The organism is Sphingomonas sp. CFBP 8760 (assembly GCF_014841615.1).
Lineage (GTDB): Bacteria > Pseudomonadota > Alphaproteobacteria > Sphingomonadales > Sphingomonadaceae > Sphingomonas.
Genome location: NZ_JACYUG010000032.1, coordinates 1 through 22,179 on the forward strand (window position 1 = coordinate 1; position 22,179 = coordinate 22,179).

17 protein-coding genes and 1 pseudogene are annotated in these 22,179 nt (G+C 64.5%); 9 read left to right on the plus strand and 9 right to left on the minus strand.

All coding sequences use genetic code 11. The annotated features are described in order from the left end of the window. The first annotated feature begins 170 nt into the window (after nt 1-170). The 4 genes from tnpA (at nt 171) to IFT82_RS19655 (ending at nt 3,082) form a co-directional block, all read left to right on the plus strand. Complete coding sequence (tnpA, locus tag IFT82_RS19640; protein ID WP_274602280.1) at nt 171-533, plus strand: IS66-like element accessory protein TnpA; 363 nt, start codon at nt 171-173, stop codon at nt 531-533. Continuing rightward, entirely contained in the window at nt 530-877 is a 348-nt protein-coding gene (gene tnpB / locus IFT82_RS19645) for an IS66 family insertion sequence element accessory protein TnpB (protein ID WP_342355171.1), read from the plus strand. Before tnpA ends, tnpB begins: the two co-directional genes overlap by 4 nt. Before the next feature lie 61 nt (nt 878-938). Continuing rightward, nucleotides 939-2,483, plus strand: a complete 1,545-nt coding sequence (gene tnpC, locus IFT82_RS19650) for an IS66 family transposase (protein WP_192129824.1) — start codon at nt 939-941, stop codon at nt 2,481-2,483. Continuing rightward, nucleotides 2,480-3,082, plus strand: a complete 603-nt coding sequence (locus IFT82_RS19655; protein WP_192129825.1) for a plasmid pRiA4b ORF-3 family protein — start codon at nt 2,480-2,482, stop codon at nt 3,080-3,082. Before tnpC ends, IFT82_RS19655 begins: the two co-directional genes overlap by 4 nt. 133 nt (nt 3,083-3,215) lie before the next feature. Here IFT82_RS19655 and IFT82_RS20640 read toward each other — a convergent pair whose 3' ends face one another. Both IFT82_RS20640 and IFT82_RS19660 read right to left on the minus strand, forming a co-directional pair. After that, entirely contained in the window at nt 3,216-3,407 is a 192-nt protein-coding gene (locus IFT82_RS20640; RefSeq protein WP_207105850.1) for a hypothetical protein, read from the minus strand. A gap of 193 nt (nt 3,408-3,600) precedes the next feature. Continuing rightward, complete coding sequence (locus IFT82_RS19660) at nt 3,601-4,335, minus strand: FadR/GntR family transcriptional regulator (RefSeq protein WP_199860601.1); 735 nt, start codon at nt 4,333-4,335, stop codon at nt 3,601-3,603. Between the two features lie 519 nt (nt 4,336-4,854). Between IFT82_RS19660 and IFT82_RS19665 the strand changes: the two genes are divergently transcribed. Further along, on the plus strand, nt 4,855-7,884 hold the full coding sequence (locus tag IFT82_RS19665; protein ID WP_192129827.1) for a TonB-dependent receptor domain-containing protein: 3,030 nt from the start codon (nt 4,855-4,857) through the stop codon (nt 7,882-7,884). Between the two features lie 376 nt (nt 7,885-8,260). On the opposite strand, the pseudogene IFT82_RS19670 reads toward IFT82_RS19665, so the two are convergent. The 6 genes and pseudogenes from IFT82_RS19670 to IFT82_RS19695 form a co-directional block, all read right to left on the minus strand. Next, nucleotides 8,261-9,001, minus strand: a pseudogene (locus IFT82_RS19670) (FadR/GntR family transcriptional regulator). Nucleotides 9,002-9,253: 252 nt separating this feature from the next. Beyond that, the gene (locus tag IFT82_RS19675; RefSeq protein ID WP_192129828.1) at nt 9,254-10,531 is read right to left on the minus strand and encodes an L-fuconate dehydratase; all 1,278 of its coding nucleotides are present in this window, start codon (nt 10,529-10,531) and stop codon (nt 9,254-9,256) included. Next, on the minus strand, nt 10,531-11,271 hold the full coding sequence (locus tag IFT82_RS19680) for an SDR family oxidoreductase (protein WP_192129829.1): 741 nt from the start codon (nt 11,269-11,271) through the stop codon (nt 10,531-10,533). The genes IFT82_RS19675 and IFT82_RS19680 overlap by 1 nt, the downstream gene beginning before the upstream one ends. 114 nt (nt 11,272-11,385) lie before the next feature. Beyond that, nucleotides 11,386-13,074 (minus strand): alpha-L-fucosidase, encoded by a 1,689-nt coding sequence (locus IFT82_RS19685; RefSeq protein WP_192129830.1) that lies wholly within the window; start codon nt 13,072-13,074, stop codon nt 11,386-11,388. 62 nt (nt 13,075-13,136) lie between these two features. Further along, a complete protein-coding gene (locus IFT82_RS19690; RefSeq protein WP_192129831.1) occupies nt 13,137-15,959 on the minus strand; it encodes a TonB-dependent receptor in 2,823 nt (940 codons plus the stop codon). A gap of 121 nt (nt 15,960-16,080) precedes the next feature. Then, nucleotides 16,081-16,926: a FadR/GntR family transcriptional regulator gene (locus IFT82_RS19695; RefSeq protein WP_192129832.1), complete on the minus strand. Its 846-nt coding sequence runs from the start codon at nt 16,924-16,926 to the stop codon at nt 16,081-16,083. A 186-nt stretch (nt 16,927-17,112) separates the two neighbouring features. Between IFT82_RS19695 and IFT82_RS19700 the strand changes: the two genes are divergently transcribed. The 4 genes from IFT82_RS19700 to IFT82_RS19715 are packed head-to-tail and all read left to right on the plus strand — an operon-like array spanning nt 17,113 to nt 20,553. Next, complete coding sequence (locus IFT82_RS19700; protein WP_192129833.1) at nt 17,113-17,889, plus strand: SDR family oxidoreductase; 777 nt, start codon at nt 17,113-17,115, stop codon at nt 17,887-17,889. A gap of 20 nt (nt 17,890-17,909) precedes the next feature. Next, on the plus strand, nt 17,910-19,184 hold the full coding sequence (fucP, locus tag IFT82_RS19705) for an L-fucose:H+ symporter permease (protein WP_192129834.1): 1,275 nt from the start codon (nt 17,910-17,912) through the stop codon (nt 19,182-19,184). Between the two features lie 11 nt (nt 19,185-19,195). Next, entirely contained in the window at nt 19,196-20,206 is a 1,011-nt protein-coding gene (locus IFT82_RS19710) for a zinc-binding alcohol dehydrogenase family protein (protein ID WP_192129835.1), read from the plus strand. Next, complete coding sequence (locus IFT82_RS19715) at nt 20,200-20,553, plus strand: L-rhamnose mutarotase (protein WP_192129836.1); 354 nt, start codon at nt 20,200-20,202, stop codon at nt 20,551-20,553. The genes IFT82_RS19710 and IFT82_RS19715 overlap by 7 nt, the downstream gene beginning before the upstream one ends. A 219-nt stretch (nt 20,554-20,772) precedes the next feature. On the opposite strand, the gene IFT82_RS19720 is transcribed toward IFT82_RS19715, so the two are convergent. Next, nucleotides 20,773-22,179 (minus strand): family 43 glycosylhydrolase (locus IFT82_RS19720; RefSeq protein ID WP_192129837.1); only part of this gene is annotated, 1,407 nt, incomplete at its 5' end.

A 22,179-nucleotide genomic window follows, 5' to 3' on the forward strand; every position in this document is an offset into this window, starting at 1 on the left:
CGAGTTCGCCTTTCACCTCAGGGGAACTCTCCACTTTTCCGGGGCAAGTCCAGACCGCCTTGCGGTAGCGCTGGCAGTCAGGATGCTTGTCGCCTTTGACGAGGGCGCAAGCGGTGCAGGAAGTTTTCGGTTCGACGACCAGTCATACAAGCACTCGTATGACTGGTCGGATGGATGTGGTTGGCCGTGTGTCGGGTCGACGGCGATGGTCTGACGCGGAGAAGCTGGAGATCTTGGGCGAAGCGTTCCGGCCGGGGGTGCGGGTCTGCGACGTCATCGCCCGGCGTGAGGTGTCGAGTAGCCTGATCTACACGTGGCGCAAGCAACTGCGCGAAGGCAAGCTGGCGGGCGTCGTGGCTTCGTTGTCGGTGTTTGCCGAGGTACAGGTTGTTGACCCGGTTGCGCCGACACCGCAGCCGGCACCATGTCTACCGGGGTTCATCCATATCGAACTACCGGGTGGGGTACGGGTGAGCGTCGACGCGGGCGTGGATGCAGGCGCGCTGACACGGGTGCTGTCGGTGCTGCGGTGAACCCAACGCCATTACCAACGCGGGTTTTCCTGGCGTGCGGTGTGACCGACATGCGCAAGGGGTTTGACGGTCTGGCGGTGCTGGTGCAGCAGGTGCTGGCGCAGAACCCGCATTCGGGGGCGCTGTTTGCGTTTCGCGGCAAGCGGGGACATCTGGTCAAGCTGCTGTGGTTCGATGGCCAGGGCCTGTGCCTGTTTTCCAAGCGCCTGGACCGTGGCCGCTTCGTCTGGCCGGTGACCGCGACCGGCACGATAACGCTGACGCCGGCGCAATTGTCGATGCTGCTGGAAGGCATTGATTGGCGGCGTCCCGAGCGGACGTTCGCGCCAACGCTGGCGGGGTAGGAACGGCGGTTTTGCGTCACTTTCCCTCGCTTGCCGACATCCAATCTGCTATGGAAACAGGGTGTCGGAAGCGCCCGTTTCCCCTGCTGATGCCACTGCGCGGATCGCCGCGCTGGAGGCGTCGCTCGCCCGGGCCAATGCCGCACTCGTCGCCCGCGACCTGCTCATCGAGACACTGCGCGCGCAGATCGCCCGGCTGCGGCGGATGCAGTTCGGCGCCTCGTCCGAAAAGCTCGGCCGCGAGATCGAGCAGCTCGAACTGGCGCTGGAGGAACTGGAGACGGAGCGTGATGCGCCTGTGCCCGAGGAGGCGGACCCCGGCGTAGCAGCGCGACCGGTGCCCGTCCGCAGTCTGCCGGGGCATCTGCCGCGCGAGGAGGTCGTCCATGAGCCGGCGTCGGGTGCCTGCACCTGCCCGGACTGTGGCGGTGCGTTGCGCCCGCTTGGGTCAGACGCGCACGAGATGCTCGACATCGTGCCGGTGCGCTGGCGCGTCGTGCGCAACGTCCGCCCCAAATACAGCTGCCGGGTGTGCGAGAAGATCGTCCAGGCTCCAGCACCGGTCAGCGCCGTGGCACGCGGCAAGGCGACCTTCGCCACACTGGCGCACGTCGTCGTCTCGAAGTTCGACCACCATCTGCCGCTCTACCGCCAAGCCGAGATGATGGCCGCGCAAGGGCTCGACATCGACCGTTCGACGCTGGCGGGCTGGACCGGACAGGCCGCGGCGCTCCTCGACCCCATCGTCACGCGCATCCGTGACGCGGTGCTCAAGGCCGACAAGATCCATGCCGACGACACGCCCGTGCCGGTGCTCGACCCCGGCCGGGGCAGGACCGCGACCGGACGGTTGTGGGTGTACGCGGCCGACGACCAGGCATCCGGCAGCACGGCGCCGCGCGCGACCTGGTATCGCTTCACGCCAGACCGCACCGCCGCGCACCCAACGTCCCATCTCGCCGGGTTCCGCGGTTTCCTCCAGGCCGATGCCTATGCCGGATACGACGGCCTCTACCGCAGCGGCGTCACCGAGGTTGCCTGCTGGGCGCATTTCCGGCGCAAGGTCTTCGATCTGCACGAGCGCTCGCCCACGCCGCTGACCACTGATATCCTCGAGCGGATCGGCGCGCTTTACGCTGTCGAGGCCGGGGTCCGCGGCCTGCCGCCCGATGTACGGTGTTGCGTCAGGCAGGAACGGAGTAAACCGCTGGTCGACGCCTTGCGCAAGGTGCTCGATGCCGCGCTGCGTCACCTGTCGCCCAGGTCCGACATGGCGAAGGCCATCGCCTATGGCACCAAGCGCTGGCCGGCGCTGTCGCGCTTCCTCGACGATGGCCGCCTCGAGATCGACAACAACATCGCGGAGCGCGCGCTACGCGGCATCGACGTCGGGCGCCGCAACTGGCTGTTCGCCGGCTCTCGCGCAGGTGGCGAACGTGCCGCGGCCATCTACACCGTCATTCAGACCTGCAAGGCGAACCGCATCGACCCGCACGCCTATATCGCCGATGTTATCGCCAGGGTCGCCGGCGACTGGCCCGCCAGCCGCTGGGACGAACTCATGCCGTGGAACTGGTCCCCCGAACCTGCCAGACTGGCGGCATGAGCGCCGACACCATCGCCCGCCTGCATATCGTCCTGGACGACATCGAACCCGCCATCTGGCGCCGCATCGATGTGCCGGTCACCGCCAGCCTCAAGATGCTCCACGATATCGTTCAGGCCGCGATGGGCTGGGAGAATTGCCACTTGTGGCATTTCGAGGCCGGCGACCGGCGCTACGGTATCCCGGACCCGATGTGGCCGGAGAGCGGCATGGCCGCGGCCAGGAACGTAAAGCTCGCGACCCTCATCGACCGGGGCGTGCGGGAACTCGTCTACACCTACGACATGGGTGACGACTGGCGGCACACCATCACTGTCGAGACGGTCGGCGCCGGTGAACCCGACGTCAAATATCCGCGCTTCATCGAGGGCGAACGACGCTGCCCGCCCGAAGATGTCGGCGGCTTGCCCGGCTTCGAGATGTTCCTCGATGCCATGGCCGACCCCAACCACGAAGAACACGACCACCTGCACGAATGGTACGGTGGCCCCTACAACGCCGACGATATCGACGAACGTTTCACCCGCCGCGCCATCGCCGCCATCGCTATCCGCCGTCACGCCGGCAAACTCGCCTACCAGAAAAGCCGCGCCCAATAGCAAGGCGGTCTGCCGGCCACGCTTACTAGGTCATTGCTGGTGTTCCCGATCCGGCGGTTCAACTGGCTTGTTGCATTAGCTCCCATCCGCCCTTCCCAACCCAGTCGGGTGCGGTCGCCCGCACCGTATCCTGTTACGCGACCTGCAGCTCGCAATAGCGCTCGTCGCTGGCCATCATCGCCCAGATCATCCGGTTCCCGGAAGCTGGCACCACCTCCTCGCTGGCCGCCGCGGCGGTCAGCGCGCCCTGGTACATCAGCCTTCGCCATATGAAGACATGGCTACCCGTGATGCCGTGCGGGCGGGCGGATAACGGCACGCTCATGCTCGCCAGATACGTCTCCTCGACGATCAGGACTTTCTTCTCCGGTGTTCAAAGTCTTCAGTATTGGCCTCCCGACAGAACCTCGCCGTCGTGTTACGTTTGTCTCCGAGGTGAAGGGTGGCAGGGGCGTGGGGACATGACTGCCCCTGCAAGATGCGAGGCGGCATCCATCCGCTTAGCCGTAGCGCGGCGATCAGTCGCCGATCGTGAGGCGACCGCGGTTGGCCTTTGTCCGATTCAGGACGGCCTCTATCTCGTCGCTTTCGGTGATGACCAGGAGATGGTTGATGACCCGGTCGAGATGTGTCCGCATCGCCGCTCTCGACCGGACGGGATCGCCCGTCCGTAGCGCGGCGACGATATCGATGTGTTCCTTGATGCGCGCATCGTAACCGGGGCCGCGGGCTCGGTGCAGAATGGTCTGCGCCAGCGGCGCTCGCTCCCGCATGTCCCAGAGATACTCGCTCGCGGCTCGCAACGCTCCATTCCCGCTCGCTTCCGCGACGACGATGTGAAAGGCCCGGTCGGCCGCCTCGGCTTTCTGCACGTCGGGATGCTCCATGTCGGCGACGAGGGCTTCCAATCGAGCGAGCTGCGCATCCGTCACGTATCTCGCCGCCAGTGCGGCGATCTCCCCTTCGACGATCCGACGCGCCTCGATCAGCTCGAAGGCGCCGATGTCCAAGTCCGCTGTCGACGTGTTCTCATCCGGCAGTCCGACGACGTAGACGCCCGAGCCTCGCCTCATGTCGATGATGCCGAGCATCTCCAACGCCACCATGGCTTCACGGACGGTAGTACGGGCGACGCTGAACGACTCCGCAACCATCCGCTCGGTGGGCAACTTGTCTCCGACCACGTATCGACCGGCTGCAATCTGCTCGAGTATTCCGTCGATTACGACGCGATAGAGTTTTTCGTTCTTCAATGGCCGCGCTCCCGAGCCTGTCCGTAGTTCGCCGCGCATCCATCTCCCATCCGCGTCGGACCCGCCACCGACTCCCCATACAACCGAGCGTCGGACGACAGCCAGACATAGCTGCATCGATCATAACGCGCAGCAACCCGTCTATGATTGATATGCATTTCCCGCTCAACGCAGAACCGATGGCCTTGCCAGTAACGACAAATTTTGAACAGGCCCACATATAGATATTGCACTGGCTAATTCTAACATGCTAATCAGTGCAATGTTAGTAGGATCGTTGGCGATCCGTATCATGAGCCTCGGTTTCCCGGACCTGCCCCCGCATGACGTCATCATGCGGGGGCAGGTCCGATCATGGCCCTGCCGACCAGCAGCACCGCCGTGGAGGGATGCCGTTGGTGATGAACGCCTGCGCCAGCGTCCAAGCGGCAGAAACAATCCGCAAGAGACGGATCAATGCGAAGAGGGGATGAAGCGATGAGGAACTCGAGATTACGATACACTGCCGGCATCGGTGCGATGGTGCTGGCTTCCCTTGGCGTCTCCGCCCGGGCCCAGGTGGCCCCAGCGGCAAACGCGAGCGTCGCTCCCGATGGAGCCGAGACGGATCAGCCCGACATCGTGGTAACCGGAAGCCGTCTCCGGTCGCGTGGTAACGAGACGTCCTCACCGGTCACCGTCACCGATGCCGAGAAGTTCGAGCTGTCGGGAGCCCAGACCGTCGAGGAGCTTCTCGTTCAGACGCCCCAGTTCGTCGGAAACTCGTTCAATGCCTCCGGAAACGGTGCGAACCAGGGCGTCGCCGCACTCAATCTGCGCGGTCTGGGCGAACGGCGCAGTCTGACCCTGGTCAACGGTCGGCGCTTCACGGTCACCGGCATCAACAGCCTCACCGACCTGAACACCATCCCGAACGCGCTCGTGAAGCGGGTCGAGGTCGTGACGGGGGGATCGTCGGCCGTCTATGGATCCGACGCCCTTGCGGGCGTCGTCAACTTCGTCCTCCGCGACGACTTCTCCGGTGCGGAGGTCAATTTCGACAACAGGCTGGATGAGCGCACGTCCACGCCGACCCGGTCCATCGACCTCACCCTCGGTGGCAACTTCGCCGACAAGCGGGGGAACGCGGTCGTCTCGCTCGACTACTACAAGCGCGACAGCATCGTTCGAGGACAGGTCCCCTTCTCTGCCGTAGGGTACAACGACGGCTGCGTGACCGCCGCTTCGTACGACCAGACGGGTGGTCGTGGAGTTCCACTCGCCGTCCCCGCGGGACAGACCTGTACCCAGGCGGGCGGCCGAGCGGGTCTTGTCACCGGGTTCTCGTCCGTGATCCCCGGCGGGCGTTTCACCGGTCTACCGCTCTTCGGTTCGTCAGGTTCGACGCCGGGCCTCAACACGGCGCTCCTCGCCGCTGGCCTGCGGAATCTCACGTCGTTCGGCTTCACCTTCGATCCGAACAGCAATGCGGCGCGGGCAGCTAGCGACCCGGGCGACCGTTACAACAACTCGCCCCTGAACGTCTTCCAGTCGCCGCTCGAGCGCAGGATGATCAACGCCTTCGCACACTTCAAGGTGTCCGAGGCGGTCGATCTCTATACCGAAGGGCACTATTCGAACTACACCACCGACGTGCAGATCGCGCCGCTCGCGCTATCCGGCAACATCCTGGTGAACGTCGGCAACCCCTATGTATCCGTCGCGGATCGCGAGGTCCTTCGGCAACTCGACCTGGCTGAGCGCGGCACTACGACGGTCGGGGCCGGCAACCGGTCGTACACCACCACCCCGGGCGATGGACTGGCAGTCCTGGGAAGCAATCGACGCATCGTGGAGGGCGGCGAGTCCCGGGCAACGTCGGAACGCAACACCTACCGCGTCCTCACTGGAGCGCGCGGTCGCATCATCGGCGACTTCGACTACGATCTCTACTATTCCTATGCGCGGACGTCCCTGCGGGAAAGCCAGTTCGGTAACGTATCGCGAAGCGCCTTCCAGGCCGCGATACTCTCACAGAACGGTGCGGCGCCCGCCCTCAATCCGTTCGGCCCCAATCTCGATCCCGGCGCCCTCGCCCGCATAACGACCCGGTCGGACAACTATACGACCACCACCCAGCAGGTCGTCGCCGGCAACCTGACGGGATCGCTGTTCAAGCTCCCCGCCGGTCCGGTCGACGCGAACATCGGCTTCGAATGGCGGAAGAACGCCATCACGCTCCAGCCGGACGCCTTCGGGTTGACGGGGGACGTCGCCTCCGCGAACGGCTTCCCCATCGCCATCGCAGGCAATGCGACGGTGAGGGAGGGATATGGCGAGATACGCGTTCCCATCCTCGCCGACGTTCCCCTGATCCGCCGGCTCGAACTGAACGGCGCGGCCCGCTATTCCGACTACAGCACGCCCGGCGTAGGTGGCGTATGGACCTATTCCATCGGCGGACAGTACCAGCCGGTGCGCGATCTGACGGTTCGGGCCCAGCTGCAGCGCGCCATCCGTGCACCTGGCGTCGACGAGCTCTTCGCGCCCCAGAACCCGGGCACGCCCGGAGCCAACGATCCCTGCTCCAGCCGGGCGTCCAGCACCCAGCAGACCGCCGACGTCAGGGCATTGTGCATTGCGACCGGCGTGCCGGCGTCCAACGTCTTTGCATCCATCGTCCAGCCCAACGCGCAGGTCGGCACGCTAACGGGAGGGAACCCGAACCTCGCGCCGGAGAAGGCTCGGACGCTGACGCTGGGCGCCAGCTTCACGCCCGACTTCCTTCGGAACTTCTCCTTGAGTCTCGACGCCTATCGCATCCGTCTTGACGGTGCGATCTCCAACCTCGGCGGCACGATCCAGAACACGTTCGACCTGTGCTATCTCGTTCTGAAGGACGCCAGCAGTCAGGCGTGCCGGGCGATCGTTCGCGATCCGTCCACGGGCGAGCTCACGGCGACGATCAACAACGATCCCTATTTCGTCCAGCAGTTCCTTGCCAACACCGGCGGGATCCGGACGTCTGGGATCGACATCAGCACCAGCTACCGCTTTGACGCCCCTTGGCTGTCCGAGAGCGGCCGACTCTCGCTGATCAGCGACGTTGGCTACGTCGACGAGTACACGCTGGTACCCGTCCAGGAGCTGCCTGCGATCCGAAACGAATGCGTGGGCGGCTACGGCGCGACCTGCGGTGCTCCCATTCCGCGGTGGAAGGCGCTATCGCGGGTCGTGTTCAACGACGATCTGTTCACGTTCTCGATCAGCCATCGCTATACCGGGCCCGTCGTCCGCGACAACTATCTGCTCCCCCAGCGCAACGGAATGACCCCGCCCGCGAAGACCGACGTCACGGCACAGCGGATCAAGGCATACAATTACTTCGACCTCTCGATGATCGTCAGTCTCCCGGAAAGGTTCAGGATCTCGGCGGGTGTCACGAACGTATTCGACAAGGCCCCCCCGCTGCTGGGATCGGGTGCTTCGACTTGGGGGCTGAACACGGCCCCTGGAGTGTACGAGATCTACGGACGGTCCTTCTTCATCGGACTGAACAAGAAGTTCTGAACGACCGTCATAGCCCGCGAGCACCTTCCGCAAGGCGGGTGCTCGCCCCTCCCGGGTGGAGATGCGATGACGACGAACCGTCCGACGAACATCGACGTGTTGGTCGTTTGCCGTTGGCGGAATCTCAGCCGCATTGCTGGTTTGGTCCCGTTGCATCGGTACCAGTGTGCAGCGCAAGTCAGGAGAACAGGCTCCCGTAACAACTGTAGCGGCTCGGGCTTCGTCAACGGGCAGTTTCATCCATCGCATAATTATCGACGCTACGCCGAGCCTTCGCCTGATCTCACGTTGCGGCCTTCGTCTGCCGAAGAGAATGCAGGCCGCCGCCCTATTCAGGTGTCGATGGCAGGTCCTGCCGACACCATATCACGATTGATCAGCCGATTTGCCCGTCGAGCGCGGCCTGGGCGTCTGCCAGCGCGAGATCGACGAGCTTGCGCATTGCCTCCGCGGCGGCTTGGCGATCGGCACCGAGGATCGCGTCGTATACGGCCACATGTCCGGGCATCGGATCACACGGCAGGGCGCGGTCACGCTGCTTAAGCCGGGTCGTCCATTCGACCGCAGCGGTGATGGCAGCTCTGAGTGTTATCAGCGCGTCGTTGCGCGATGCCGTCAGGATGGCGGCATGGAACTCGCGGTCGGCCGCTCGCCCCGCGTCATTCGACAGCGTGTGGCGCCGCATCCTGCCCAGCGCCTCCTTCAGCGTCCTCAGGTCGTCACGGTCGCGGCGCTCGGCCGCAAAGGCCGCGGCGGCCGGTTCGATCACCGCACGCAATTCGAACAGGCTGCGCAGCAGCCGCATGTCGGGTTCATCCGCAAAGGCCTAGGCGAGCACATCCGAATCGAGCAGGTTCCACCGATGGCGCGGCAGGACGCGGGTGCCGGACTTGGGCCGGCTTTCGACCAGTCCCTTCGCGATCAGCGCCTGCACCGCCTCGCGATATGCGCCGCGAGACACCCCGAGCGATCCGGCGAAGCCGAGTTCGCCCGGTAACGCGTCGCCCGGTACATAATCGCCCGCGAGGATCGCCCGCCCCAGCGTATGGGCCACCGCGCCGCACAATCGCCGCCCCGGGGACTGAGCGGGCTTCTTTCCGTGCTTGGGATCGACCATCGCTGTTTCCGACAACAAATTCCGCTGGGTGGGCGCGCCATCGCACGGGCTATACTCCGATCGACCGTTACCGCCTGTGCGGGCCATAGGGGCGGTTCATGTCATCCAACCTGACGACGTCGACGCCCCAGCCGGCGTACGGCCTGAGGACGCTGTCAGAATCCCCGCATTCTCCATGTCGACGCCGTACATGACGGGATGCCATGAACGAATGCTGTGGTCTGCGGAACAGCCGCCCGCCGACGATCACGTTCAATCGCTGTAGCGAAATGCCACCAGTGTTTCCGGTTTCATCTCGATCGAATAGCCCGGTCGCGACGGCGGCATGTAGGCGGCGTCGCGGATGACGCACGGATCGACAAAATGCTCGTGCAGATGATCGACGTACTCGATCACCCGGTCCTCCATCGTGCCGGAGAAGCATAGATAGTCGATCATCGACAGATGCTGGACATATTCACACAGCCCTACCCCACCGGCATGCGGACAGACCGGCAGGTCGTACCGTGCGGCCAGCAGCAACACCGCCAGAACCTCGTTTACCCCGCCGAGCCGACAGGCATCGATCTGGACGATGTCCACGGCGCCGGCCGCCATGAACTGCTTGAACAGGATGCGGTTCTGGCACATTTCGCCGGTCGCGACGCGGACGTCGCCGATGCCACGACGGATGGCGGCATGACCCAGCACGTCGTCGGGGCTGGTCGGCTCCTCGATGAACCACGGATTCGCGAACGCCAACGCGTTGACCCATTCGATCGCCTGATCCACTTCCCACATCTGATTGGCGTCGATCATCAGCCTGCGATCGGGTCCAAGCACATCGCGTGCGATCCGGACCCGTCGGATGTCGTCGTCCAGATCCCGGCCGACCTTCAGCTTGACGTGATCGAACCCGGCATCGACCGCGGCCTGCGTCAGGCGGCGGAGCTTCTCGTCAGAATAGCCGAGCCATCCCGCCGACGTGGTGTAGCAGGGATACCCCCCCGCCATCAGCGTATCGATCCGCCCGTTCTTGCCGGCAGCGCGCGCCGTCAAAAGCGCCAGTCCCTGATCGGGAGTGATGGCGTCGGTCAGATAGCGGAAGTCGATCGCACGGATCAGCTCCTCTGGGGCCATGTCCGCGACCAGACGCCAGAGCGGCTTGCCCACCGCCTTCGCCCACAGATCCCAGATCGCGTTGACGACCGCGCCGGTCGCCAGATGGATCGCTCCCTTGTCGGGTCCGATCCATCGCAGTTGGCTGTCGCCGGTCAGATGACGCCACATCCGGCCCGGGTTCTCGATGATCCAGTCGAGGTCGAGACCGATCACCAGGTGACGCATCGCCTCGATGGCGGCCACGCAGACGTCGTTGCCCCGGCCGATCGTGAAGGTCAGTCCATGGCCCGACAGTCCCGCCACATCCGTATCGAGGACGACGTACGCGGCCGAATAGTCCGGATCCGGGTTCATCGCGTCCGATCCGTCGAGCGCGGTGCTCGTCGGGAAGCGAAGGTCGATCGTGCGCAGTCCGGTGATCGTCGTCATCAGTTGACCCAGCCGCCGTCGATGACGTGGACCGCGCCGGTGGTGAACCGTGCCTCGTCACTCGCCAGATACAGGAAGAGGGCGGCGATCTCCTCGGCCCGTCCCAGCCTGCCCATCGGCTGCCTGGCGACGAACGCCTTCTGCGCCGCCTCGACGGATATGCCCTGGGCGCTCGCCTGCTCGACCACGCGCTGTTGCAGGCTCGGCGTCTCGATGGTCCCGGGACACACGCAGTTGCAGCGGATGCCGCGACCCGCGAAGTCGGCCGCCACCGCCTTGGTCAGGCCGATCACGGCCGCCTTCGACGCCCCATAGGCATAGCGATTGGGGATGCCCTTCACGCTGGAGGCGATCGAGCTCATGTTCACGATCGAGCCGCCCGTGCCGGTCAGCATGCCCGGGATGAACGCGCGCATCATCCAGTGCATGGCGTGCACGTTCAGGTCGAACGACAGCGCCCAGTCCGCATCGCTGCATTCCATGATGTCGCCGGCTCCGACGAAGCCCGCGACGTTGGCGAGGACGTCGACCGTACCGATGCGACCCGGCAGAGCGGCGATCGCCGAGCGGTCCGTCAGATCGACGGCGATGCGCTCGACGCCATCGATCATCGCCAGCGCGTCCGCGTCCCGGTCCAGCGCCCACACGCGGGCACCCTCGTCCCGGAGCCGTTCGGCGGTCGCGCGCCCGATGCCCTGTCCCGCCGCGGTCACGATCGCCGTCTTGCCTGCAACCCTCATCTCGCCCCCTCGATGCCGCCAGAGACAGCGGCGGTTTCGCATCCATTATTGGTATCAGATAGGCCTGACAATGGCATCAGATAACTTTCAACACCGTACCATCGGCCGTTGCCGTCAAGCCAGATCGAGCAGGCTGCCGCTCGTGAGGCCGCTGCCGTCAATCACCAGCGCGACACCGATCGGATTGCGCCGCGCGGCCGGAAGATCGATCTCCAGTGCCTGCGCCGTCCTTCGAAAGCGCAGCGGTGCGGCATCGCCTGGCAGCGTGACACGACTGACCTCCCCCCGACCGACCGGCGTGCCGGTGCCGAGATGGGTCAGTCGGACCTTGCCGTCCTCTGGCCAGCCCATGACCAGCGCATGTACCGCCTCGCCCTTTCGCACGTAGCGGATGTCTCGCGGCGTATAGGGCGATTTCGGTCCGCCTTCGGCGAACATGCCCGACGCCGGGCGCGTGGGGCCTTCGCCATGCAGCCTCCAGGGGCGCGTGCCATAGATGGCGGAGCCGTACTGCTGCATCCAGGCAGCGATCTCCTCGACGATCCGCTCCTCCTTCTCGTCGATCGATCCGTCCCCACGCACCGGGATGCTGAGCAGGAGATTGCCGTTCTTCGAGACGACGTCGCACAGCGTATGGAGGACCGTGGCAGCGCTCTTGTACCCGTCCCGTTCGTAGAGGGCGCGGTCGTAGTGCCAGTTGCCGATGCAGGTGTCGGTCTGCCACGGATAGGTTTCGATGTAGGACTTGCCGCCGCGCTCGACGTCCTCGACCAGACCCATACGCCGTTCCGCCGGGACCGTCTTGACGTTCAGCACCGCTTCCAGCCGCCCGCCATTCCATGCCCGGCTGGCGTTGTAGTAGTGGGCGGCCATCTCCAGCCCGACCTGCTGGAACGGCAGGTCGAAATTGTCGAGGTAGATCAGGTCGGGGCGATACTTGTCGATCAGCTCGTGGCAGCGCAGCGCCCAGTTGCGGACGAAGGCGGCAACGGCGGGCGGCGCCCATTCCGTCCAGATCCGGTCCGTCCGTTCATGGACGGCGTTCGCCTCCTGGATCGTGCCGATGCCGTCGGGCAGCGGGATCGTGCGGCCGGTGTACAACGCCTGCGGATCGAGCCCGTCCCACCATTTGCCGCGACCATCGGCTTTGGTCAGACGATGCGCGTCATACCGTTCGCCGGCGCGCGGTCCCTCCGGGTCATAACCATAGGCCGTCTGGAACCAGTGCCACGCGTGGGCGCTGTGATTGGAAACGCCGAAGCGCAATCCCCGCTCCCGTGCCAACTTGGCCCATGTGCCAACGATGTCCTTGCGTGGCCCGACGCGTGTGGTGTTCCACGGATTGTGGCTGGACGCATAGGTGTCGACGTTGTCGTGGTGATTGGCCAGCGCGACGAAATATCGCGCCCCCGCTTTCTTGTAGAGATCGAGCAGACGAGCCGGATCCCACCGCTCTCCCTTCCACTTGCCCACGACCTCCATGAAGCCGACGTCCGCGGGGTGGCCGTACTTCGCGACATGGGCCTTGTTGGCACGCGAGCCCTGGAGATACATCTCGCGGGCATACCAGTCGCCCTCCTCCGGCACGCACTGCGCACTCCAGTGCGCCCACATCCCGAACTTGGCGTCGCGGAACCAGTCGGGGGCACGATAGCCCGCGACCAGTGAAGGCCAGTCCGGCGTGAAGGGCCCGGAGGCACTGCGGGGTTGAACCGCCGCCGCAGCCGAAACGCCAGCACCGAGGCCTGCAAGTCCTCCCGCCAGCCCGAGGGTCGATAGCGCGTCTCGACGGTTGATGTTCATTGCGTTCATCCTGTCATTCGTTGTCCTGGCTCCCTCCCGGTCTACAGAGGGAGAAATGGAAATCAGAAGCGGAAGTGCACTCCGGCCGTGATCCGGCGTCCGATCTGCGACTGGATGCGGGCAAGTCCGAAGGAGTTCTCCGTCTTCTGCAGCGCATCGAGCAGATTGGTGACGTCGGCACTCAACGAAATCGCCGGCGTAAGCTGATAGCTCACAGAGCCGTCAAGCTGTCCATAGGCGGGTACGAACGTACCGTCCCCGAAGTAGTTTCCGTCACCCGACGAGTACTCGCTGCGATAGGTGTAGCTTCCCCGCAGACCGATGCCATACTTCTCGAAGTAGCCGCCGACGTTGTAGTTGTACTTCGAAACGCCATTCAGCGGAATGTTGGGTCCGCCCTGAAACTGTGGAATCTTGGGTGCATCGATGTAGGTGAAGCTGCCGAACACACCGAAGCCATCGAACGTGCCGCCGAGATAAGCCAGCGGGATCTGCGCGGCGACCTCCGCACCCTTGATGTCCGCCGATGCCAGGTTCAACGGCTGGTTGCGTCGGAAGACCAGGGTCTGCGTACCCCCGCCGCGCAGCTGCGCCGTCAGCGTCTGCGTCACCTGGCCGTTGATGATGTAGTTAGTCAGATGCTTGTAGAACACGGCGGCCGACAGCAGGCCCTGTTTGGGCAGGTAGTATTCCAGCGACAGATCGGCCTGATCCGATAGATAGGGCTGCAGCGACGGGTTGCCGGAATTTATGCTGCGCACATTGGCGTTCACGCTGGTGCCCGCCGACAGGCTGCCAAGACCGGGGCGCCCAAGCACGCGCGCCAGCGCGCCGCGCACCAGCAGGTCGTTCGCCAGTTCGTACTTCACGTTCAAGCTCGGCAGGAAGTAGTCGTAATCGCCCTTCACCTTGGTCGGCACGCCGGTAGGGACGGTGGTGAAGACGCCGCCCGGCTCGATGATGATGCCGTTAAGATCGGGAACCAGACCGTTCGATACCGTCTGCGTATTGACGAACCGGACCCCCAGGTTTCCGCCTAGGCGCCCATCGGCGGATCCAAAGCCCGCCTGGACATAGGCCGCCATCGTCTGCTCCCCGACGTCATAGCCGCTGCCGGAGACATCTCGCGGCGGCACGGCGCCGATCACCGTCGCATAGGGGATGATCCCGTAATAGGCATCGAGGTCCGTCACGAGATAGCTCGCCGGATAATAGGGTATCTTGGTGTCGAACGAGATCGGCTTCAGAATGTTGGTCGCACGCACCGCCCCGACCGCCCCCTCGACACCGGGGGCGAAGACTAACTTGCCGCCCGACAGGCGTGCGAGCGTCGCGGCATTGGCGCTGGAGCGGGTATCGACCGAGGTGTTGCGCCGATCGCCGTAGTACAGGCCCGCCTTCAGTGATTTGAGGAAGCCGTCTTCGATCGTGTATTCGGCGTCGAGCCGGCCCTCGTAGTTGCGATCCGAATTGCGACCGCCGAAGAAGTCCTGCGACAGCAGAAAGAACGTCGATGGGTCCAGCGGGTCGTAGCCGGCACCGTACGTGACCTGCGGGGGGCTGCCTAGGCCGTCCGGGTGCCTGATGGTGCCGATCGCGCGGGAGATGGTCGCGAAGCCGTTGTTCAGGCTCCTGGTGGTCGATTTGAAGTAGCTCGCCTGCCCGCTGACCTTCATGTTGCCGTCGGTGACGTCGAAGCCGCCGGCGTAGGAGTTAAGAATCTTGCGGCTGTCCTGACTGAAGGTCGAGGCGCGATGGTCCAGTCCGGTGGCCGTCATCGCCGTCACGAAGCCCTGCGATCCGGACAGCAGCTGCGGCACCAGGGTCGTGTCGATGGTGCTCGCGGTCACGCCGTACAACTGGCCCGGCAACGCCGGGGCGATGTTGGTGAAACGCGTCGCATTCTCGTACCACCGCCCCTTGTCGCGAAAGTCGGAATGGAAGTAGTCGGCGAACACGTTGACGTTGTCGGTCGGCTTGTACTGGACCGCGCCAACGACGGAGAAGCGCTTGCGGCTGCCGGGAAACGCCTGATAGGCCTGCGCGTGGTTGAACGTGTAGGTGTCGCCGAAATCGCCATCGCGGTTGTAGTCGATCGGCGGGTTCCGCTGCGCCTCGACCCCGGTCTCCGCGCCATAGCCCTCATAGGACACGGCCAGATACTTCCGCTGTTCGTAGGCGACACCGACATTGATGCCGAAGGTCTTCGATGAGTTCACGTAGTTGGCGAGACCGGCGACGCGCGGCGAGAGCTTCTTGGGGTTGTCCTCGTACACACCCTCGACGGTGCCGTTGAAGCTGCTCTTGCCGATGTCGAGCGGACGCGCGGTCCTGACGTTGATGGTGCCGGCCAGACCACCTTCGATCATGTCCGCGGAAGGAGACTTGGCCACCTCGACTGCGCTCACGAACTCTGCGGACAACGCGGTGAAGTCGAATGACCGGCTGCCGCCGCTGCCCAGCGTTCGACCATTGTACTGCGTCCTGGCGAAGTCCGGTGCCAGGCCTCGGATGCTTACCGACGACCCTTCGCCGCGGCTGCGGGTTATCTGAACGCCGGTGATCCGCTGTAGCGACTCAGCCAGATTCTGATCGGGGAACTTGCCGATGTCCTCGGCCGAGATGCCGTCGCTGACGACGTCCGCGCTGCGCTTCTTCTCGTTCGCGAGCTGCAGGGAGCGCCGGAAGCCGGTCACGACGATCTCTTCCGATCCTGCGGCATCCACGGGCGCGTCGATCGACGTCTGCTCGACTGTCGTCTGGTCGGTGGAGGTCGGTGAAGCAGCCGTGGTCTGCGCGATCGCGGCAGCATGCCAGGCGCCGGTCGTGAGGAGAAAGGAGACCCCCAGCACACGCCCGAACCGTGAATTGACCGCTTTTGCCATGATCTCTCTCCTCCACGCGGCTTATCGACCGCTGTGGATGCAGGAACTGTCAAAATAGGTCAGATGAGTCAAGCGGTATTGTTAGACAATTACTTCTGGGCTGTCTGATCAATATCCGCAATCAAACCTTCAGTCGTCGTTTAGCCACCTCGCGTCTACGCGCGTTCTCCACCGCCAACTGCTCGATCGCATCGCTTTCGGTGAAGTTTATGAGGTTGGCCAGCACCCGATCGAGATGCTTCAGCATCGCATTCCGGGCGCCGGCCGGATCCCTGCCCTCGATGGCGTCCAGGATCAGACGATGATCCGTCATCCGCGGCGTCTCGCCCGCATCCGTAATCCGCTGCAGCATGGCGTGGCACAAGGGCGACCGGGTGCGGACGTCCCACAGCGTCTCGACCATCAGCGCCACGGCACTGTTCTGGCTGGCCTGGGCGATCATCAGATGGAACTGCCGATCCGCAGACCACTCGTCCTGCCGAGCGCTGCGGTTCTCGACGTCCATCTGCTCGAGGATCTCGCGCATCGCCACGATCTGCTCGTCAGTGGCCGCCAGCGCCGCCAGCGCCGCCGCCTGCACCTCTACGATGCGCCGCGCTTCCGTCAGCTCGAACGCACCGATGTCCAGCGCGTCGGGGTTGACCTGCGGCGGCCCCGCAGCGCCGGTCACAAAGAATCCGGAACCCTGTCTCGCCTCGATCAGGCCCAGTATCTCCATGCCGATGAGGGCTTCGCGAATGGTGAGCCGACTGACCGCGAAGCGATCAACCAGGACCCGCTCGGACGGTAACCGTGCGCCCGCTTCGAAGACGCCGGATGCGATTTCCTGCCGCAGCGTGTTGATGACGTGCCGGTAGAGTTTGACCGCTCCGCCGCCGGGCTGCCCCACTGGTCGTATCGTCGCCGGCTTCGCCGGCTTCCGCCCGTTGCCTGCCTCATTGGCGGCATGATCGATGATGCTCCTCATGCCCGACGTCTATCACGATCGGAACTAGTCGCCAGCGGTATTGACGAAAGCATTAGCTTGACCTGTCTGACAAGTTCACGATAGTCTGCAGACAACGACGAAGAACCAGTCAGTGATCGACGCTCCAAAGGTCGACGAGGGCATGGCGAGAGGATGTAGATTGAAGGATGCGATCGGGCATACGCCATGAACCTTGAACTGGATCGCGCCGTCGTCGTCGTGACCGGGGGTGCGATGGGCATCGGCGCAGCCATATCGATGGCGTTGGCCACCGAAGGCGCCATTCCGGTCATCATCGCGCGAGACGCCCCTGCACCCGACTGGTTCGCTGCGCTGCAGGCGCGCCAGCCGGACGCATCCTTTCTTCCTTCAGAGTTGACCGACAACATGCAATGCCGGGACGCGGCGACCGCCGTGATCAATCGCTACGGTGCGGTCCATGGACTGGTCAACAACGCCGGTATCAACGACGGAGTCGGACTGGCTGCAGGGGTCGAAGCCTTCCGCGCTTCGCTGGAGCGAAACCTGGTGCATGCATATGCCATGACCCATTATCTGCTGCCGGCCCTTCGACGCGCGCGCGGTGCGATCGTCAACATCGCCTCGAAGACCGCCGTGACCGGACAGGGGGACACCAGCGGCTACACCGCATCCAAGGGCGGCCTGCTGGCGCTGACCCGCGAGTGGGCGGTGTCGCTGCGCGGCGATGGCATCCGCGTGAACGCCGTGGTGCCGGCGGAAGTGAAAACGGAGGCATATGACGCTTGGCTGGCGCGGTCCGACGATCCGGATGCCCGGCGGGCCGCCATCGTGCGGCGCATTCCCCTGGGGCAGCGAATGACCCAGCCGGCAGAGATCGCCGATACGGTCGTCTTCCTGCTGTCCGCGCGGGCCAGCCACGTCACGGGCCAGTGGCATTTCGTCGATGGGGGCTACACGCACCTCGACCGCGCGCTAGATTGACATCGCAAGGACAGCTGACGATGCCTGCAACGACAAATCGGCAGTATCTGCCCGCGATGATCCTGACGGTCTCACTGTTCTTCCTCTGGGGAATGGCGAACAACCTCAACGACATCCTGATCGCCCATTTCAAGAAGGCGTTCATCCTTTCCGATTTCCAGACCAGCTTCGTGCAGCAGGCGTTCTATCTCGGCTATTTCCTGCTGGCGGTGCCGGCCGCGCTGATCGGGCGCGCCAGAGGCTACAAGACCGCGATCGTGATCGGCCTTCTGCTCTATGCGGCCGGCGCACTGCTGTTCTATCCGGCAGCACATTTTGGTCAGTACTACTACTTCCTGGCGGCGCTGTTCGTCATCGCCTGCGGCCTCGCCTTTCTTGAGACGTCCGCCAATCCGCTGATGACGGAACTGGGCGATCCCCGGTCGGCGGCCCGGCGGCTGAACTGGGCTCAGGCCGCCAATCCGGTCGGGACGATCGCCGGCGTGCTGATCGGAAAATATCTCATCCTGTCCGACGTCGCCTATGACGAAGCGACGCTGGCGGCGATGGCACCGGCACGGCGCACCGCCTTCTACCGAAGCGAGATCGTGGCGGTCCAGACGCCCTATCTCATCATTGGGCTGGTCGTGCTGGCTTTCGCCGTGGCGGCGATGGTCATCCGCTTCCCCGATCGTCATGCCGATGACGACGACATCGGCACAGCGCCACGCTTCATCGAGGTGTTCCGCCGGCCCCACCTCCTTCTCGCGGCCGTCGCCCAGTTCTTCTACGTCGGCGCTCAGGTGGGCATCTGGAGCTACACGATCCGGTATGCGCAGACCAACGTACCCGGTCTGAACGAGCGCGCCGCCGCCGACTATCTGTTCGTCAGCCTCGTGCTGTTCGGCATCGGCCGCTTCGCCGGCACCGCGATGATGGGCATGATCTCCCCGCCCCGGCTTCTCGCGGGGTTCGCGGTGGTCAGCCTGATGCTGGCGACCATCGCCGGTCTGATCGGCGGCACGACCGGCCTGTATGCCCTGGTCGCCGCCAGCTTCTTCATGTCCATCCAGTTTCCGACGATCTTCGCGCTGGGCATGGACGGGCTGGGCTCGCTGCGTCGGGCCGGCGCCTCGCTCATCATCATGGCGATCATCGGTGGCGCCGTTCTAACCGGTGGCATGGGCGTCCTGTCGGACCTGAGGGGGATAAACGCGGCGATACTCCTGCCGGCCCTGTCGTTCGTGGTCGTTCTGATCTTCGCCTTGCGGTCGCGGGATGCAGGTCTGCCCATCGACCAGATCACCGCGCATTGAGGATATACGCCATGAAGACCATCGTGTGCGAACAGCCGCTCCATTTGGCCGTCCATGACCGCCCCATGCCGCTGCGCGGTCCGGGCGAAGTGCTTGTCCGCATCCGCCGGGTGGGCGTCTGCGGCACCGATTACCACATTTTCGGTGGCAATCAGCCCTATCTCAACTACCCGCGCGTGATGGGTCACGAACTGGCCGGAACGGTGGAAGAGGCGGACGCGGACGCCGCGCTGGTGCCGGGCGACGTGGTCACCATCCTACCCTATCTGTCGTGCGGCAAGTGCGTTGCCTGCCAACGGGGAAAGCCCAATTGCTGTACACGCCTTGAGGTATTGGGCGTTCACCGGGACGGCGGCATGGCCGAGTATTTCTCCGTACCGCGCGCGGCCGTCATCCCGGTAAACGATCTGTCGCTGGATCAGGCGGCGATGGTCGAGTTCCTGGCGATCGGCGCCCATGCGGTCCGCCGCGCCGGGGTGATGGCGGATGCCAGGACACTGGTGGTCGGAGCGGGTCCGATCGGCGTGGCAACGGCACTGTTCGCCCGGCACGAGGGCGCGCGGGTGACGCTCGCCGATACCGATGCGGATCGCTTGGGCCAGGCCCGCAGGCTGACGGACATCGCCGACACGGTGTTGGTGGACGATGCCATAGCCGACGTTCTGGCCAGCCGGACGGACGGCGAATTCTTCGATGTGGTGTTCGATGCGACCGGCAACGCACGGGCGATCGAGACGGGCTTCGCGTATGTGGCGCATGGCGGCACCTATGTGCTGGTCAGCATCGTCAAGGCGCAGATCGCCTTTTCCGATCCGGAATTCCACAAACGCGAAATGACTCTGATGGGATCGCGCAACGCCACCGCGGAAGATTTCCGGCACGTCATCGCCAGCATCCGGGCCGGGCACATCCCCACCTCGGCGATGCATACCCAGAGCTTTCCATTGGTCGAGGCTGCAGCGTATTTTCCCCGACTGATCGCCGGGCAGGGTTCGGTGCTGAAGGCGATCGCGACATGGTGAACGGACAGCGGCCGCTGGTCTATGCGCTCGACCTCCACGACGATCCCGTCCTGATCGAACGCTATCGCGCCTGGCATGCACCGGGCGCCGTGCCGCCCGCCGTCACCCGGTCGATCCGTGCGGCGGGGGTCGACGCCATGGAGATCTTCCTGTGCGGAAACCGGCTCGTCCTGCTTCTATGGCCGGGAGAAGGCTTCGACCCGATCACCCGCGCGGAGGCCGATGCCGAAGACCCCGCCGTGCAGGACTGGGAGAAACGCATGGACGAATTCCAGCGACGCCTGCCGTTCGCCGATGCCGGCGTCAAATGGGTGGAGATGGACCGCATCTATCAGCTTCCGGACTGAACCTCCTCATTGGGGTCGGTCCGCCGTTGCGACGTGGGGCGCGTGGTGCGTCGAACCCGGGACACGCCCGCGATCGCAATGAACCGATGCCGGGGCCGGATTGGGGCGCGCCTCGGAAACACTGGCCTGTGATCAGGAATGGCCGTCGCGAAACAGCCCGGTCCGCCATGAGACGCAGCCCGTTCCGCTTGCGGGTCGCATCGGCGCGGGAGGCATGGCCTATCGGCGTACGTCCAGGCGCTCGAACGATATGGCATGACCGGCGCTGCCCGACCTCTCGCCCTTCTTGTTCAGCCAATACCAGCCGTCTCCTACGACCGACGCTGTGATGGTGTAGGTTCCTCGCGGCAAGACGGGCGTGACGAACGTCACGCCCGCGACGGGGTTCTTCGAGTACATGTCGACCGTCGACGAGACCATGCTCGCGCCCCGTCGGTCGCGCACGGTGATGTGCGCATACCCACCGTCAGGACGCAGCGCGCTGTATAGCGTGGCCTGAGTACCGCTGAACGTCACCGAAAAGGACGCACGCCTGTCGTCGGACACATGATGGGCCGACCGGCCTGCCATCTCGTGCCGCCAGGAGCCGGTGAAACGCACCCGTCGGTCTTTGCCGGTGATCGTCCCGGCGGCCATCGACGTCGGCGCGACTGTGCCGCGCACGAGATCGATCCGCCAAGCGTCCCGGTAGACCGGCATCGCCAGCTTGTCGCCCTCCACGACGAGCGGCTGCCATACATAGGTCGCGGCACTCGCCTGACGCGGATACGACCACCGGTCGCCCATGAACATGTAAGTGGTTCCGCGGTCGCCTTCGACTGGCAGGACGAAGGTCGTCTGCGAGTTCCAGGTCAACGTGCCTTCCGGCGCGATGGATCCTCGCCGAGTCCACGGGCCGCTCAGGGACGTGGCGGTGAAGTAATAGTTGTCGTTGCGTTCCCACCCCGTCAGGTTCGATCCAAGAAAGTAGTAGAGGTCTCCCTTGCGGAACAGGGCGGGCGATTCGAACCCATCGGTCATCGCCTTGTTGGTATGGTCGCGGACGCTCCGATAGTCGTTTGCCAGTCGATAGATGTCACCACCGTGGAGCAGAACGTAGCCGGCTCCGTCCTTGTCCTTGAAGGCGCCCATGTCCCACTTTCTGATCGGCTTTCCGTCGAACAGTAGTGGACCCTGGAAGGTGTATGGTCCGGTAACAGTCCTGGCGGTCGCATAGCCGACGTACTGCGCGCGGTAGTCTATCGAATCGACGTGCATGAACATCACGAACTCGCCCGTCGTCGGCGAACGCATGACCTTCGGTCGCTCCCCCACCGTCTCGGGCCCCAGCGGACCGGATCGCTGCACGGGCAGGGCCACGCTCTCGAAGCGCCAGTTGATCAGGTCGTTGGAGGAGTAGCAATTGAAGCCGGCGAACGCGTTGGTCATGTCCCGATGCGCTTCGCCGAACAGGTAATAGGTATCACCGACCTTTACGATCCCGCCACCGTGCGCACTGACCGGCAGGCCACGCTGATCCATCCACGGGGTGCCGGAATGGATAGCGTTGTAACGCCCCGGCATCTGCGCCGGACAGATGGTTCGGTTTGTCTGCACAGGCTCGCGGCTTGGATAAGTGGACTGCCG